Origin of the sequence: Bacillus sp. FSL W8-0645 (assembly GCF_038007905.1) — a bacterium.
Taxonomy (GTDB): Bacteria; Bacillota; Bacilli; order Bacillales; family Bacillaceae; genus Bacillus; species Bacillus pumilus.
On record NZ_JBBOYC010000001.1, the window covers coordinates 3,339,410 to 3,355,613 of the forward strand.

10 protein-coding genes and 1 pseudogene are annotated in these 16,204 nt (G+C 34.9%); 1 reads left to right on the forward strand and 10 read right to left on the reverse strand.

The window, feature by feature from the left end:
* The first annotated feature begins 79 nt into the window (after positions 1 to 79).
* Positions 80 to 1,431: pseudogene (locus tag NST39_RS17370) on the forward strand (IS1182 family transposase).
* Positions 1,432 to 1,533: 102 nt separating this feature from the next.
* Here the strand turns inward: NST39_RS17370 and tagH are convergent.
* The 10 genes from tagH to tagD form a co-directional block, all read right to left on the reverse strand.
* On the reverse strand, positions 1,534 to 3,135 hold the full coding sequence (tagH, locus tag NST39_RS17375) for a teichoic acids export ABC transporter ATP-binding subunit TagH (protein WP_341029491.1): 1,602 nt from the start codon (positions 3,133 to 3,135) through the stop codon (positions 1,534 to 1,536).
* A 19-nt stretch (positions 3,136 to 3,154) separates the two neighbouring features.
* On the reverse strand, positions 3,155 to 3,994 hold the full coding sequence (locus tag NST39_RS17380) for an ABC transporter permease (RefSeq protein WP_341029492.1): 840 nt from the start codon (positions 3,992 to 3,994) through the stop codon (positions 3,155 to 3,157).
* 258 nt (positions 3,995 to 4,252) lie between these two features.
* A complete protein-coding gene (locus NST39_RS17385; RefSeq protein WP_341029495.1) occupies positions 4,253 to 6,931 on the reverse strand; it encodes a glycosyltransferase in 2,679 nt (892 codons plus the stop codon).
* Between the two features lie 6 nt (positions 6,932 to 6,937).
* Positions 6,938 to 7,681 (reverse strand): hypothetical protein, encoded by a 744-nt coding sequence (locus tag NST39_RS17390; protein WP_341029499.1) that lies wholly within the window; start codon positions 7,679 to 7,681, stop codon positions 6,938 to 6,940.
* 53 nt (positions 7,682 to 7,734) lie between these two features.
* Positions 7,735 to 9,012, reverse strand: coding sequence for a nucleotide sugar dehydrogenase (locus NST39_RS17395; protein WP_341029500.1), 1,278 nt, complete (start codon positions 9,010 to 9,012; stop codon positions 7,735 to 7,737).
* 14 nt (positions 9,013 to 9,026) lie between these two features.
* Positions 9,027 to 10,316 (reverse strand): glycosyltransferase, encoded by a 1,290-nt coding sequence (locus tag NST39_RS17400; RefSeq protein WP_341029501.1) that lies wholly within the window; start codon positions 10,314 to 10,316, stop codon positions 9,027 to 9,029.
* Positions 10,313 to 11,524: a glycosyltransferase family 4 protein gene (locus NST39_RS17405; RefSeq protein WP_341029503.1), complete on the reverse strand. Its 1,212-nt coding sequence runs from the start codon at positions 11,522 to 11,524 to the stop codon at positions 10,313 to 10,315. Before NST39_RS17405 ends, NST39_RS17400 begins: the two co-directional genes overlap by 4 nt.
* Positions 11,525 to 11,822: 298 nt before the next feature.
* Complete coding sequence (locus NST39_RS17410; protein WP_341029506.1) at positions 11,823 to 14,081, reverse strand: CDP-glycerol glycerophosphotransferase family protein; 2,259 nt, start codon at positions 14,079 to 14,081, stop codon at positions 11,823 to 11,825.
* A 48-nt stretch (positions 14,082 to 14,129) separates the two neighbouring features.
* Positions 14,130 to 15,596: an alpha-glucosyltransferase N-terminal domain-containing protein gene (locus NST39_RS17415; protein WP_341029508.1), complete on the reverse strand. Its 1,467-nt coding sequence runs from the start codon at positions 15,594 to 15,596 to the stop codon at positions 14,130 to 14,132.
* 97 nt (positions 15,597 to 15,693) lie between these two features.
* Positions 15,694 to 16,083, reverse strand: coding sequence for a glycerol-3-phosphate cytidylyltransferase (gene tagD / locus NST39_RS17420; RefSeq protein ID WP_008343212.1), 390 nt, complete (start codon positions 16,081 to 16,083; stop codon positions 15,694 to 15,696).
* Positions 16,084 to 16,204: the final 121 nt, after the last annotated feature.

Sequence of the window (16,204 nt, forward strand, 5' to 3'; positions counted from 1 at the left end):
GCAGCTTTCAGCTTGTAGACAAAGTCTACAAGCTTTTTTATATAATAAGGGTAATAACACAATTCTGTGGGGGATGAACATGTTATCGAAACGTGAAGAAGAAAGAAGAAATCAATTAGAAGTAGTGGCTTTAGATGAATTAGTGCCTGAAGATCATCTTGTACGAAAAATTGATCAAGCGATCGATTTTGATTTCGTTTATGATCTCGTCAAAGATCATTATAGTTCTGATAACGGTAGACCAAGTGTGGATCCCGTTGTTCTCATTAAAATGGTTTTGATTCAATATCTATTCGGCTCGCTCCATGCGTCAAACCATTAAAGAAATCGAAACCAATGTGGCTTATCGTTGGTTTATTGGGTATGGATTTTCGGAGAAAATTCCGAACTTTTCTACCTTCGGTAAGAACTACGTGAGACGCTTCCACGATACAGATTTATTCGAACAAATTTTTTACCGAATCTTAAGAGAAGCGATGAAAAAAGGTCTCGTTGACCCTTCTATCGCCTTCATTGATTCAACCCATGTAAAAGCGAACGCTAATAAGAAAAAACTTGAAAAGAAAATCGTTCGAGTAGAAACAAGAAGTTATCAAAATCAGCTTCATGAGGAGATCAATATTGATCGTGAAGAACATGGAAAAAACCCTTCCCCCTACAGAATAAAGAAAAGGAAAAAGAAATCAAGGTCAGTACAACTGACCCAGAGAGTGGCTACTATGTAAAGGATGAACGTGAAAAGTTATTTGCTTATTCATTTCATACAGCTTGTGATTCAAAAGGATTTATTTTAGGATCACTGGTCACTGGTGGAAATGTTCATGATAGTCGTATGTTAGATTCACTCGTATCAAAGGTGACAAAGAAAGTCGGAAAACCAAATGTAGTTGCAAGTAGATGCTGGATATAAAACACCTTACATCGCCAAGTTTTTAATGGATCAAGAGATAAGACCTGTCATGCCTTACACTCATCCGAGAACAAAAGCTGGTTACTTGAAAAAGAATGAATATGTGTATGGAACATTTTGATTGTTACATTTGCCCAAACGGGCAAATTCTTTCTTATCGTACAACGACTAGAGAAGGTTATAAACAATATGCGTCCGTTTCAGAGGTATGTAAGTCCTGCTCATTTCTAGATAACTGTACACAAAGTCAAAATCATACCAAACAAATTCATCGGCATATTTGGCAGGACTATCTAGATGAAGCAGACCATCTGAGACTCACACAAATGAATAAGGACATCTATGCAAAACGGAAAGAAACAATAGAACGCGTCTTTGCGGATGCAAAAGAAAAGCATGGTATGCGTTGGACGAAACTTCGTGGACTAAAAAAAGTTTCAATGCAAGCGATGCTTACTTTTGCTGCCATGAATCTTAAAAAATTTGCAAACTGGACATGGAAAGAACCATGTCCAGAGTAAGAAATCAGATAGATTTTATCGAAATAAGTGAAAACCCCACTTTTACTTGAAGTAAAGGTGGGGTTTGTCTACGGTCTGAAAGTTGCCGGCATCGGCAGCTTTTTATTTGATCGCTGAAATTGTCAGCGTATGCTGTTCATTATCAATGACAAACAGGTTGTTTTTGCCCTTCACTGCGAATTTTGTTTGTTTCTCATTCATCCAGACATTTTGTTCTGTCAGCCCAAGTGTTGAAGGAGAAATTGGCATAATCTCGCGGAACACAATCGCGTGTGCTTGACCATTTTGAATCACATAATCGATTTTCTCTGTGGTCAATCGCTCAATGGTGTCGCCTTGATCACTTTTGATCGAGCTCAGCGTTTGTATTCTTTGCTGAAGCACAGATTCTTCTTTTCCAAGGAAAGAAAGTAAGTACTCATACGAACCTGCTGATGCAGGTGATACATAAGAATTGAACTGTCCTGGTCCAATGGATAATGGCTTCAATTCATCTGCAGCTTGCAGTGCATCAGGTTTCACAAAATACGTCTCTGACGCTGTTTTGATTTGAACAGTTTGTTTATTTTCAGCCACAACCTGTACTTCTTGTCCAAATGGTAAAGTGACATCCACCTTTTTTTTCATGGCTTGATCTCTGTAAACCGTCATTGGATCTGCCGTGACAACGGCCTGTTGATCCACCTTTTTCATATTAGGTGCACCCTTCATCTTAGGATTCTTTGACTGAAGCACCTCTGTCTTATCTGATGGTATTGCACCAAATGTTGCTAGCATACGAAGTGGGCGATCCGAAAACATAGAAAGGGCAAGCAAGATGGTTAAGACCGCTATAATGGTCACTTGAAATGCTGGTCCAAAAAATGAACGTCGTTTCCCGTTTTCATTATAACGAGACACCTTTGCTGTCTTTTGTACGCCTTTTCGACCTTCCTTGTGTTTCAGTTGGTATTCTTTCTTCTCTTTCTTGGAAAGCTTGTTAAACCAATGAACAAACTCTTTGTACTCTTCCACGACCTTATCCGTATCATCAAACATACGAAGCTCACCATAATGCATCCAAGCAACCCGGTCGCAAATCTTTTGAATTTGACCAATGGAGTGACTGACAAAAAAGATCGTCTTTCCTTGCTCTTTGAATTCTGTGATTCGATCCACGCATTTTTGATAGAAGGTTTGGTCGCCAACAGACAACGCTTCATCAATAATCAAGATATCTGGATCGATATGCGCTGAAATGGCGAAGCCAAGACGTGACTTCATTCCGCTTGAATAGCTTTTAACAGGCTGATCAATAAAGTCACCAATATCCGCAAACTCTACGATTTTTTCATAAAGCTCGTCTATCTCTTTATTCGTGAGCCCCATCATTAAGCACTTTAGGCGAATGTTGTCTTTCCCGCTTAACTGGTTGTTCAGTCCTGCCGCAATGGCAATTAACGAAGGCTGACCGTCCATATCAATTTCACCACTTGTTGGTGGAATAATTTTCGCTAGAAGGTTCGACATCGTTGATTTTCCAGATCCGTTGATCCCTACAAAACCAATCGTTTCACCTTCATATACGTTAAAGGAAACGTTACGAACAGCAAAGAAACCTTTATTATTTTTATTAGGAAAAAACAGTCCTTTGATTTTATCTGACTGCTTTTTATATAGAAAATACTGCTTGGATACATTTCGAAACGAAACCTTTAGTTTCATCGTATAATCTCCTTACTTTTTAAAGAAAATCGACAAATTTATCCCTAAATTTCAAATGTAGCAATGAGCCCACTATTAAAAGGAGGAATGTGATCAGCCAAAAATAGAGCGTATATTTGACATCTTGGAAAAACCAATCTCCTTTAATAAAACTTTTCCTAAATCCATCAATTATATAGTATAAGGGATTTAATTTTAAGGTAGTAGCAATCCATTCATACTTACCAGTAAATTTATCTCCAATATCCCACAAGATAGGCAATAAAAACATAAGTAACCTTGTCAACGATTGTAATAGTTGTTGATAATCCCGAACAAGGACACTAATCGTTGAATTAAATAGGCTGAAAGCAAACATAAACACAATCATGCAAATAAGATAATAAATATATTGAATCCAATGGATATCAGGAAATATGCCATTTGCTATGAGCATAATTACATAGATAGCCATCATAAAAAAATAACTGAATAAATTTGATGTGATGACTACTGAAGGCAGTGCGCTAATAGGAAAATTCATTTTGGACACTAAATTAATACGTTTAAAAACACTATTTGCACCCTCTGTAATAGTCGAGCTGATAAAAAACCATGGAATTAAACCAGCTAACATCCAAATGAGAAAAGGAATACTTACGTGAGAACCATCTGCCATTTCTGCGGTTCTTCCAGCCCCTCTGAGACCTAAACCGAACACAAACCAATAAGCCATAATTTGAATTAACGGGTTCAGTAATTGCCACAGCACACCCAGATAATTCAATTGATATTTTGATTTTGTTTCATAAATAGCTAACCTTAAAATTAATGGCATTGAACCAAACTGCTCTTTTAGAATTTTATACAATGCATTCACTCTAATCTTCCTTAATTTTAATTAAATAGAATAGATCCTATATTGATAAAAGTACCGCTCATAATTGTAACAGAAAATTTGTTTCTTTTCATCTTTCACCTTTATACAAGGTAATCACATTTGTGTAACAAATATTTTAAAACGATTTCTCCGTAAGCTCATGAAGAAAACTCTTGAGATGATGAATTCACAAGAAATTTTGTTTACGCTTCAAATATTAAACGCCTTATGTCAAACATAAGGCGTTTAGAATTAAGCTTAATCTTTTAGAAACTCTATTATTTTATCGTTTTTCCATTTCATACCTTCATACAATTTCAAAATACTTTTTAATATTTCTTTTGCCTCACTTCGATCCTCATCTTCAATATTGCTAAATTTCTTTAAATACCAATTCTCCACATAATTTTCCAACTTATCTCTTTTATAAGCCGCTAATAAATTTTCGCGCTTTAACCAATCGATTCTTTCTTTTTCTAGCACTAAATACTTTTCAAAAAACTTCTTATTGATTCGATTGATCGATGAATTTTCTACCATGGCATAATAAATATGGACGGGCGTATTCAGCACCTTAAAAGATTTAGTCTTCATCAAAATCTCATGGAAGAATAAGGTATCCTCACCAATTGCTCCTTCAACCATTTTAAGTTGATTCTTTAATAATAAATCTCTTTTTACTATTAAGGCCTGTATACTCATTGCTTTAAATGAAGCCTTAATTAAAAAGTCTGAATGTGGGGCATGTTTGTAATCAATCCCGTCATTAAGCGACATCATATTAGGATAATAAGAAGACACTCCCTTTATATCTGATAGCCTAACCATATTCCCAATAAACATATCATGCTCTTCTTCTAGTGAACTATCTAGCAGTTCTTTATATCCATCAGTTATGGCTTCATTATCTGGGTCTAAGTAAGTTACCCATTTCGCAGAAGCAAACTCCAAGCCCTTATTTCTTGGTCTAGACGCGCTGCCACTTCCACCTTGTGGATACATAAACACCTTTACATTGTCAAAATGTTTATCCAGAGCCTGCACTATATAAGGAGTAATGTTATCAGTCGAACCATCGTCAACTAAGATAATTTCCATATTTTCAAAAATAGAACTTCTTTGTAGGCTTTTGAAACATTTATAAAGAAGATGCCGTCCATTATTATAAATAGGAATAATAACAGATAAGTCATACTCACGAACTTGCTTACTTCTCACGACATTATTTGAAGTTACTGATAGCTCTAGAGGATCAACACTATATCCATTAGGAATGGAGGCATTTGATATTGATTTAATATCTTCCCAATTAAATGAGTCTCTCCAAAAAACAGTTCTAAAACGATCTTCTATTCTTTCAATATAATTATGTTCTACACCTTTAGTTATTTCACCGTTATGCTCATAGGCATCTTTTGTTATATAGTCACAATTTGTGTACTTGAATGCATTGATCATATCTTCTAAATAAAATTGACCATATTCATATTTATTGCTAAAACAAGCTACAACATCAAAACTTCTATACAATTCCTCAGTCATTTCATCTTGAGAAATGAGTTTCTTATCAGGGTAGGATTGTTTATTAAACATTTCTATTATATGTTCGTCTAGACTTTCCGCAACAACAAGAACTTTCCGTGTCAAAAAATTCGTCTGATGATCACTTACTATTTGTATCAACTCCTGCACTCTATGAAAGGCGGTTTCTGACCTCAAAACTGTTCGAACACCTTCCATTTGGGTTTGATACATCTCTTTTTTAGACATTTTTTGCAAATATACTTTCAGTTCTTCACTCGTATTAGCTAAAAACACATTAGGAAATTTGCTATTAATCCCGACACTATAATTCGATATGACAACTGTACCCGTAGCTTGAAGTTCATATACTCGATTAGCAAACATTGTGTTGCTATCTTTAACAGAATTTAGATTTAAAGTGAAGTCATATAATTTGTGTATTTTTTGCAGAGTTTCATGATCCGTGGATTCTACAATGAATGGCACATATTCTTTTGGATAAAAATGACGGTCAGATTCTAATTCGAAGTTTCTGTCAACAATAGTCAAGTCTTTATCTGCATTTATAACGCCTTCAAATAGCTCCCGTGTATCCTCTTGCCTTGATGGGTATTTCTGGTACCAAGAACCTGCGAATAAAATATCTTCTCTTCTATTTATTCTAGTACCAATTGGATTATGATAAAGCGGGTTAACTGCAAATTCTAGTACATTATATGATTTAGCATTCGGACAATCATTTTTGTAGTCCTGTAATTTTTCACTGCATGTTGTAAGAATATGATCCGCCTGCTGTGCCAAATCAACATAATATTCATAATTAACTGGATCTTCTTTTGAATAAAAAATCACCGGAATATTTTTGCTTTTATAAAACTGAATAATGGCCTTTATTTCGTTCCTTACTTTTTTTATTTTAGGATTGCCAAGTCCTTTCCATTTCCCGTCCAACCCTTTCCAAGCGGTTGACAATAAAAACAAATCAATCTTTTCTGCCTCTTTTTTATAATTAGCTTGATGAATATAAATAAAGTTTGCTGCATCCTTTAAACTTTTATACAAGAATTCATCCGCGATAATCCCAATAGAAACATTACTTTTTTGAAAGTACTTCGTTCCATTACTTGGGGGTAGCTTTGCTATTTGAGATTTGATTGAATCATAAAAGCCCTTTTTATGATTCTTTTTTAGGTATTGAACATATTCTTTTTTCTTGTGCTCAGAAACTTTCACAGCATCTGAAGGATGATGCGAAACTGTAAAAACAGGCTTTTTTTCCAATATTTTTTCTAGCTCTTTAAAGTCTTTATTTTGATTAAAAACTTTTAGCATTTCCTTATAATAGGCGAGCTCTTGATTAGCACTTGTTTTTTTCTTTTGATTTAGTAATAAATGGTTCTGGTATTTCCCCACACAAATTCACCTATTCTTTCTTTTTTGAGATTTATATCTCCAGTAAGCTAGAGTCAATCTACCTAATTTGGATGAGGATAGTGCTTCATAACGTCTTTTTATTAAGTTTAGTTCTTTTTCAGTCTTATTAGCTTGTTCTAATATTTTTCTCTCATTAGTTACTAAATTCAACTTTTCTTCTTTTGCCTCTACTAACCTTTTTAACAGCTTTGAAGTTAATTCAGTAACTTGATTTTCATTTTGATTTTTTTCTTCTATTTGTTTTATTCGAGAGAAAACACTTAAAAGATTTTCTGCAAAGTCTATTTCATAAGAACTTGTCTGGATAGCAATAAACCCTGTCCATAACGGTCTAACAACTTGTTCCAACCTGTAATCTTTTTTATGCAAGTAAAGTAACAGGGATAAAATTGACTTTACTTGCATTGAATTTTGGTCATGGTTAACCCAAAATAACAAAACACCATCATCTTTTAAAAATGGCAACGTCTTGTCCACTAATCGATATGTGTCCAACATAAATTCAGTTGCATTCCCCAACACGATTGTATCTATTTTTTCAGACTGCTTGGACAAAGAACTTTCTTCAATGATTTCTTTGCCTATAAAAGATAGATATTTTTTTTCCTCTTCTCCTAAATCAAATTGAAAGAAGACTCTTTTTCCCCTAGTGTTTGTTAATAACCAGTTATCTGGTTGTTCAGCATTTTCTTTAAAAATATTAAAAATTTCTTTTGAAGGTGTATCCATTGCTGCTCCTTTCTATGAAAACCAAGCTTTACATCCACCAAGGAAAATCAAATTTAAACCAAGGCTTCTTCTTTTTTTAACTCCGAAGAAAGATTCCCAAAATTTATATAAGTGAAGCTTTCATGACGATTTTGAAGAACATTTTTCGTATCAAAAATCAATTTATTATTCATACCATCTATTTTTTCAAAATCAAATTCTTTAAACTCTTGATGATCTGTTAAAATCAGAATTAAATCAGATTGATCAACCGAATCTTCCAAATTACTTATTACAAAATCCTGGTTCACATGCGGATCATATGCATTGATCTCATATTTATTGAGATTTTTCAATAAATGATAAATTTCCATTGCTGGGCTTTCTCGAATATCATCTACGTTTCCTTTATACGTAAGTCCGAAAATTGTAATCTTATTTCCTGATACCTTTTGCATCAGTTTTTCGACATTTTCGACAACGTAATACGGCATAGAAGTGTTAATGGACCTTGATAAGTTAATCATTTTCGCTGTTTCCGGAGCTTTTGCTATAATGAAATATGGATCTACTGCTAAACAATGACCGCCAACACCCGGCCCCGGAGTATGAAGATTTACACGTGGATGCTTATTTGCCATCTCTATGACATCTAAAGCATTAATGTCTAGATCATTACACACTTTTGTCAATTCATTTGCCAGTGCTATGTTAACATCTCTAAATGTATTTTCCATTAGTTTTGACATTTCTGCTGTTTTAGCATTTGTTTTAATAATTTCGCCTTGAACAAACGTTTTGTATACTTTTGCTCCAGCCTCAGTACAAGCTTCTGTAATTCCGCCAACAATTCGGTTATTAAAGATTAGTTCATGAAGGATCTGACCTGGCAGCACTCTCTCTGGACAATGCACTAGATATATATCCTCACCAATAACATAACCCTTTTCTTCGAATAATGGTTTAATGACATCATCCATACTTCTTGGACCAATTGTAGATTCAATTATAACAACATTTCCTTTTTTCAAGAATGGAATTACTTTCTCTACTGCGCTCTCAACATAAGTTAAGTCACATGATTTATAAATATCATCATTATTAGGAGTAGGGACAGCAATGATAAAAACATCTGCTTCTTCTGGTGTTAATGAAGCTTTAAATTTTTCAAGTTTAATGACCTCAGTTAAAGCATCTTGCAGTCCAGGCTCTTCTATATGAATTGTGCCATTATTTAAAGAATCTATTACACTTGGTTTTACATCTACTCCTACAACCTCAACTCCATGCTTCGCAAACATAATTGAAGTTGGCAGACCAATATACCCCAAACCTACTGTACAAAGTTTCATCATCTTTACTCTCCTTAATATTGGTTTTTTCCATAAACTGCTAGAAGTGATTCTTTTTCTTGTTCCCAATTGTATTTAAGCTTTGCTTTCCAACAATTTTCACTGTACTGATTTCGCATTTCAAGATTTAACACTAACTCGTTTACACCAGCTGCGATTGAATTTGGATCGTGAGAATCAACTACTACTCCAATATTTTCACCAGAAACAACTTTTTTGATTTCTGGAAAATCACATGCAACGACAGGTACACCAGCCATAATATATTCAAATAATTTATTTGAAGATGCTGAATAATGGTTAAAGCACACGTTATTCAGTACTTGAAAACCTAAATATGCATTTTTTGTATACTTAGGGAGATCTTCCAAAGGTACTTTTGGTAAAAATTTGACTCTATCCGTGAGCTTCATATCTTCAGTTAATTTCATAAGATTTTTTTTAATTCGGCCATCACCAATAAAGACTAGGATTCCTTCTTTAAAATTAGGTGCCGCCTTAACTAAATTCTCTAAACCTCTACCAGTTTGAATGCCGCCTTGATACAATAAAATTTTTTCATTTTTAGGAATGTTTAAAATTCCATGCAAATCAATTTTCTTTATTTCTTTTTTTTGATCGAACGGATAGTTATGCACTACATTAGGATAAAAACCATAGAGATCTTCATTGTATTTTGCTCTAGTGTGATTTTCGACTATCATTTGATCAACAAACTTCAACAGAAAAAATTCCATTTTCCCATATAGTTTGCTATCATACCCTGTCCTACTTGTTTGAACTTCATGCGAATCATAGATCAGTTTTTTTCTATTTAAAAGTTTTACCTTTGAACAAATAACACCCTGCGGTAAGGTATTTAAATCATTAGAATGAAATACGTCATAATTTTTTTGCAATCCTTTAAAGATCATTCTTAAAAAAATGCTTATTCTAATGATTAATGTTCTTACTTTTTTAATCAGTAATACTGAAAAAAGGATGGTCAAAGGGATCGTTATTAACGGCAAATAAAAAACACCAGCGACCCAAACCAATATAAGAAGAAGTAAAAGATATTTTTTCTCTTTTAACAATTTCATCATGGATTGAAATAGAATTAACCATTGTGGGTACCTTTTCACCCTGTGGACACGGAATCGTTCATTTATTTCTTCATATGTCTTTAATTCAGCCATTGATGGATCGTGTATACAGATTAGGTCTACATCACATCCGGCTTCTGACAGGGCAGTACACTCTCTCAAAACTCTAGCATCGTTGGTAAAGTGATTCCATACAAACATACATATATTTTTTTTCATGCTTCATTAACCTTTTTTATAGTATTTTTGATTACATCATCTAAAATTACAATATTATTATCCCATAAAAAATTCTTCTCAATAAACTTCTCGCAATTTGTTTTCATTTCTTGAACCAACTCCGGATGATGATATAGACTTAAAATAAGAGAAACCATTTCATCGCTCGTTTTTGTTTTAGCTACTAAACCTACGTTTTCTTGCTCAATCAATTTTTTTGAATATCCAGAAAGTGAAGCCACTACAGGTAACTGACAGCTCAAATAATCTACAATACGTCCTGGCAGAACCGTTTCAAAAATGATTGAATGATTCAATGTTGCTATCCCAATATCACAATTTGCCATTATTTTAAGACACTCTTTTCTCGATACTGGCATAATAAATTCAACTTGATTCAATTCTCTTTCTAGTATCTCTCTCTCTAATTCTTTTTTATTTACACCATATCCTAGAATCATAAATTTTATATTATAATCTTTTAATCTAATCACAATATCTCGAAAGACGTTTACATCTTGAGCCAAACCTAAATTTCCTGCAAATACTACCTTAAACTCTTTGGACATTTTGGCTATACTTTTTGGCAGCTCTTCACGTCTTGCAGAGTTAGGTATAAAAGTCAATTTATCCTCTTGATCCTGTAAGTGTTTTTGGAAACCTTGACTGTTGATGATAATATGATCAGACTTGGAGTAAACATATTTTTCTGCAAGTTTAAAAAATCCAATGATCATTGGATTCTTAAATATACCCACTCCTTTTAATGAGTCTGGCCACAAGTCTCTTATATCCAATATCATTTTTGTTTTGTATCTAAATTTAGCAAGTATTCCAGCAAAGGCAACAAATATTGGCGGAGTTGTAACATAAATTAGATCATATTTATTTTTATCCTTAAAAATAAATATGATCATTCTAAACATTATCTCTAAATAATAGAAGAGCCTATTTAAAAAATTAAATGCGTAATTCTTATTCTTTACTTTTACTCTTATAAATCTTTCATCCTGGTTATTTAATTCCTCTTCATCCCAAAGGTCATGATGGTCATAAAAGTTCTTCTCTGGATAAGTTGGATCAGTTGTTAAAACTTTGACATCGTAACCTTTTCTGTGCAGCATCAAAAATATATTCTTGAGTCTATTACCAGCGCTACCTATTTCAGGGTAGAAATTTTGAGTAATTAATAAAATCCTTTTTGACAATCAAATCCCCTGCACTTTCAATTGACAATCGATATTGGAAAACACAACATATTTAAACAATTTTTTAACTATAACAACAATTATAGGTTTATGATGCATTAAAAACAACATATTTTTGATTCTAAAGCCTTTAAATCTTTTATATTTCAACATGATTCGATAAAAAAAGCTCTATTCAACTATGAAAAATAGATAATTTCAGGCTTAAAGTTCTAAAACTAAAGTAACTAAAAGGCATAAAGCAGATAAACATACAACGATCGTATGTTAACTGATTTATGCCCTTCATCTTTTAATATTAATATTTCAGAACGGTCTCTACGACCCGTTTCGATGACTCTCCGCTCTCTAAATAGCAGAATTTTTCATAAAACGGTGCGAATGAAGCTGGCAAAGAAAAGGTTGGCTGTTCTGTTTCTCTTACCCAGTCAATGACACTTGCTGTCTCTTTCACAAGAGGTCCAGGTGCTTCCTGTTCAAAGTCAAAGTAGAAGCCTCTCAGCTTGTCACGATATGTTTCGATGTCTGGCACATAGAATAGCATCGGACGTTTGAGGTTTGCATAATCAAAGAACACGGATGAGTAATCTGTGATGAGCAGATCAGAAATCATATAGAGGTCTCTGATGTCTTCATAATGAGAAAAGTCATAGGCAAAGCCTTCATATGGTCCTAAATCAAAGTTTTCAGCTACTAAATAGTGCATACGAAGAATGATGATATAGTCGTCTCCGATAGATGCTCTTAGCTCATGCAAATCAAGGTCTAAATCAAATTTGTACTGCCCTTTTTTATAAAATTGATCGTCTCTCCATGTCGGAGCATATAAGATTAACTTTTTATCAAGCGGCAGGTTCATTTTTTGTTTGAGTGCTCTCATCGTTTCTTCATTGTTTTGATTGTGAAGGAAGTCATTTCTCGGATATCCTGACTCAATCATGGTCTTTTCAAATTGGAAGGCACGTGTAAAGATTTCAGTCGAGTATGCATTAGGAGAAATGAGATAATCCCAATTCGATGCTTCTTTCGTGAAATTCTTTTTGTATTTCTTCGTGTTTGTTCCAGGCATATGCACTTCGTCCATGTCCATCGCCAGTCGTTTTAACGGCGTACCATGCCAAGTTTGCAGGTATGTTGTATGGTCAGGTTTTGGGACCCAAAGCGGCAAACGGCTGTTGACGACCCAATACTCAGCTCTTGCCATAGCAAAAATCCATTTCAATGACAGACGATTGATATAGTAAATATCCTTTTCCTTAAACGGTGCTTCGTGCCCTTTTTTCACGCTCCAGATCAATGTATATTCAGGATGATTTTCTTTCATATACTCATAGATCCCACGCGGGTTACAGCTAAATTGTTTTCCATTAAAGCTTTCAAAAACAACGGTTTTCTTTTTAACGGACAGCTTACTTGCTAGCTTAAAGGTCGTTTGGAAAGTCCTTGTCACAAGACGATTGCGGACTTTTTTTATTTTGCCGATTTGCTTTTTGAACTTCTTCCACTTGCTTTTGACATAGTACTTCGCACGTGTTTTCATTGTATAATCATTAATTCGAATACCAAGCGTTTGTCTTTTTTTCTTTCGATACACCTCATATCGAATCGGTACATCATTTCTTTTATGAATTTGAACAAGCCCTTTGAGTTTGTTTGAGCGATCTCCAAGGACTAGAGAAGTGGTCGTTAAAGTCTCCTCTACTCCACCTACATCGCAAATAAATTCAAAATAGAAGCGATATACAAGGCGGTTGTTTAACGAATAGGTCAATTCCTCTAAAGGAACTTCTGCTAGAAATTGATAAAGCTGAGGTACCTGTTGATCATCACGGTATTTGACCACTTCCTCTTTTATTGGAGTCATATTTACCGGAAAACGATGCTCAATTGGCTCTTCGCCATTTCTCTTCACTAGAAGCTTTACTTCCTTGATCTCATAAGGATGCTCTGCACTGAGAATGCCTGCATAACCAGATAAAGATAACGTACAATCTTTGTTGAGCTCGATATGATTGAATTTCACAACCTTTAGCTCACGCTTGATTTTAAACGATGCATTTCCTTTATCCGTACGATATGGGATGACATTCAGCATCGCGCCTTTATTTTCTAAAAAAGTCAGCTCTGGCTTCTCTATTTCCATTTTTAAACGGCGTTTATAGTATGGCGACTTCTCTTCTACTTTGGCATGATCCGTTTCTTTAAGTTCTTCTTCCTCTTCTTCCGAATCAGAATCATAGGCCGAGTCCTCAAGCTCGTCCTCATCCTCTTCTTTGTTTGCACTCAGATAGTCCGTCACATACAGGTTGTATGTCTGACCCTGCTCTAATGCAAGCGGAAGCGTTGATTCACTCAATACCAATTTGAATAGATTGTCTTCTTGATGAACAAGCGGAAGGAAAAGCTCTTGTTTGGATACCCTTTCCCTCATAAACAAATAAAATTCTCTATCTGTTAATGGCATGTCATCGTCGATGCGAATAAGCATTTCTAGTTTCTCATGATGATTTTTTAACCCTTCAACGACACTCTTCTTTTGAATACCCTCTTCAATCATTAATCGTTAATCTCCTCTGTTCAGAAATCTTACCGCTGTGTTGTCACATTATTTTACTTTCCAAGAATAGTTTCCTTGTTTCGTTTGATACGACCACCCATCGATTGACGATGGTTTATTGGTGAGCAGCTCTTCCTCTACTTCTAGACGCTGCAAAACTTCCTGAAGTTCTTCTGTTTTAAAACGAATGTAAAAATCAACGTATTTTGTTTGATTGGTTTCAATATTTTTCTTTGTTTGAAAATGCCCAATTGGGAAGCTGACTTGATGGTTTTCATCGATTGTTTGAGATATGATTTCAGCTCCATTCACTCGATCATATCCTGCGAAATCGATTTGCACATGATCCGCATGACTCATTTCGTCCTTCAGCTCAAGCTGAAGATGAAGAACATGATGTTCAGCGCCTAGATCACGCAAAACCCATTTCATGCGGTCCACGATCCTTCTCAGTTCATCTTTACGCTCACGATTTTCGAGCATATGGTGAAGGGCTGTATTCCAAACAGACATTTCGTCAGAAGGCACAAGATAAAAATAGGCTTGTTCTCCCAATACCTTCTCGACATCTTCTTTATGCTTAGTATCCCCAAAGAAGACGGCATCCACTTGCTGTTTCCTTATTTGTTTAAATAATTCTCCATATTGTGAATAGAGTTGATGTGGATCTTCTTCATAATGGGCATCATGCACAAATGCAGCATAATAAGTTGTTTCAGGTTGATCTATTTTAAACAGGTGGCGATCCTGATCTCGGTCCTCTGTGATCATCAGTTTCATACGGTCATTTTGTGATTGAACGCTGGATAGCCATTGTTGTTTTATATCTGTTTTCTTTGTGAATGTTTGAATTCCTGTTTTTTTATACCAATTGATATGGCGAACTGGATTCTTTTTTGCATCACCAGAGTAAATGATCTCCATAAAGATGCTGCCATCATCCTTGATCAATTCCTCCAAGTAAAGAGCGCCTGTATGAGGAACAAAGCTTTGTACTCTGCACAAAACGCCCTGCCAATTGTACTCTTCCCTCTTTACTAATTGCTGCTCTTCATTATATTGATCAATATAACAAATAGGGGAAGATGGCAGTTCATATCTCGTCACCTGAACTGTTGATTCTTCTGCTGGCATCACTGCTTCATTGATCGATTGAAAAGATGTACCGATGATAAATTCCGAGTAACGCCTTTTACTTCCGCTTTCCGGTAGAATATAGTGCTCAAATACATTCAAGATGTCAACTTGGTGCAGAAGGGTCTCCTCCAAGCTATGAATATGTTCTTTCACATTTGCATCATAATTCAAAGTTAAAATGGCATTACGTTTATGTTTGTCAGCCAATGGCTTTAATCTCGCTTTTAAAGACTTCGTTAAGCGCTCACCGTGTTTTGGTACATCACCCATGATAAAGTAGTAGTCCATATCAGGCATGTCAACTGATGTCATTGTTTCATGTTGTTCAGGTTGATCCAATGTGTGTTCAACTTTTTTCTTCATCCAATTTTGAAACAAAGGAAGCTCTCCTTAATAATATTGATAACTTTCTCATTGTATTTTACATGAAAAAGTACTTCTCACCAAAAGATAAGAAGTACTTTTTTTCGATCTATTAAAGTCCAGCAATTTCTTCCTTAATTTGTGTTGTCGAGATGCCTTCTGTTCTTTTCAAATACACGACTTCACAATGCTCTTTTAAGAAATCGAATTTACCTTCCCAGTCATCTCCCATGACAAACACATCAATATCGTGCTCTTGCACGTCACGGACTTTTTGATCCCAGCTGTTTTCTGGAATGACTTCGTCTACATAACGAATCGTTTCAAGAATCAGCTTTCGATGCTCGTAGCTATGATAAGCCTTTTTTGATTTTTGTAAGTTAAACTCATCTGTCGAAATGGCCACCACTAAGTAATCTCCAAGCTGCTTTGCACGTTCGAGCAGCTTAATATGCCCCCAGTGTAATAAATCAAATGTACCGTAAGTAATAACCTTCTTCATTGCAAACATAAACTCCTTTCTTTCATCCTTATTCGTCTGCTTCAAGCAGTAATGTTTATCCGTAATCCTATGATCTTCGTTCGTATTTTTTCATTCTTCGGAACCTCATTATATCACAATG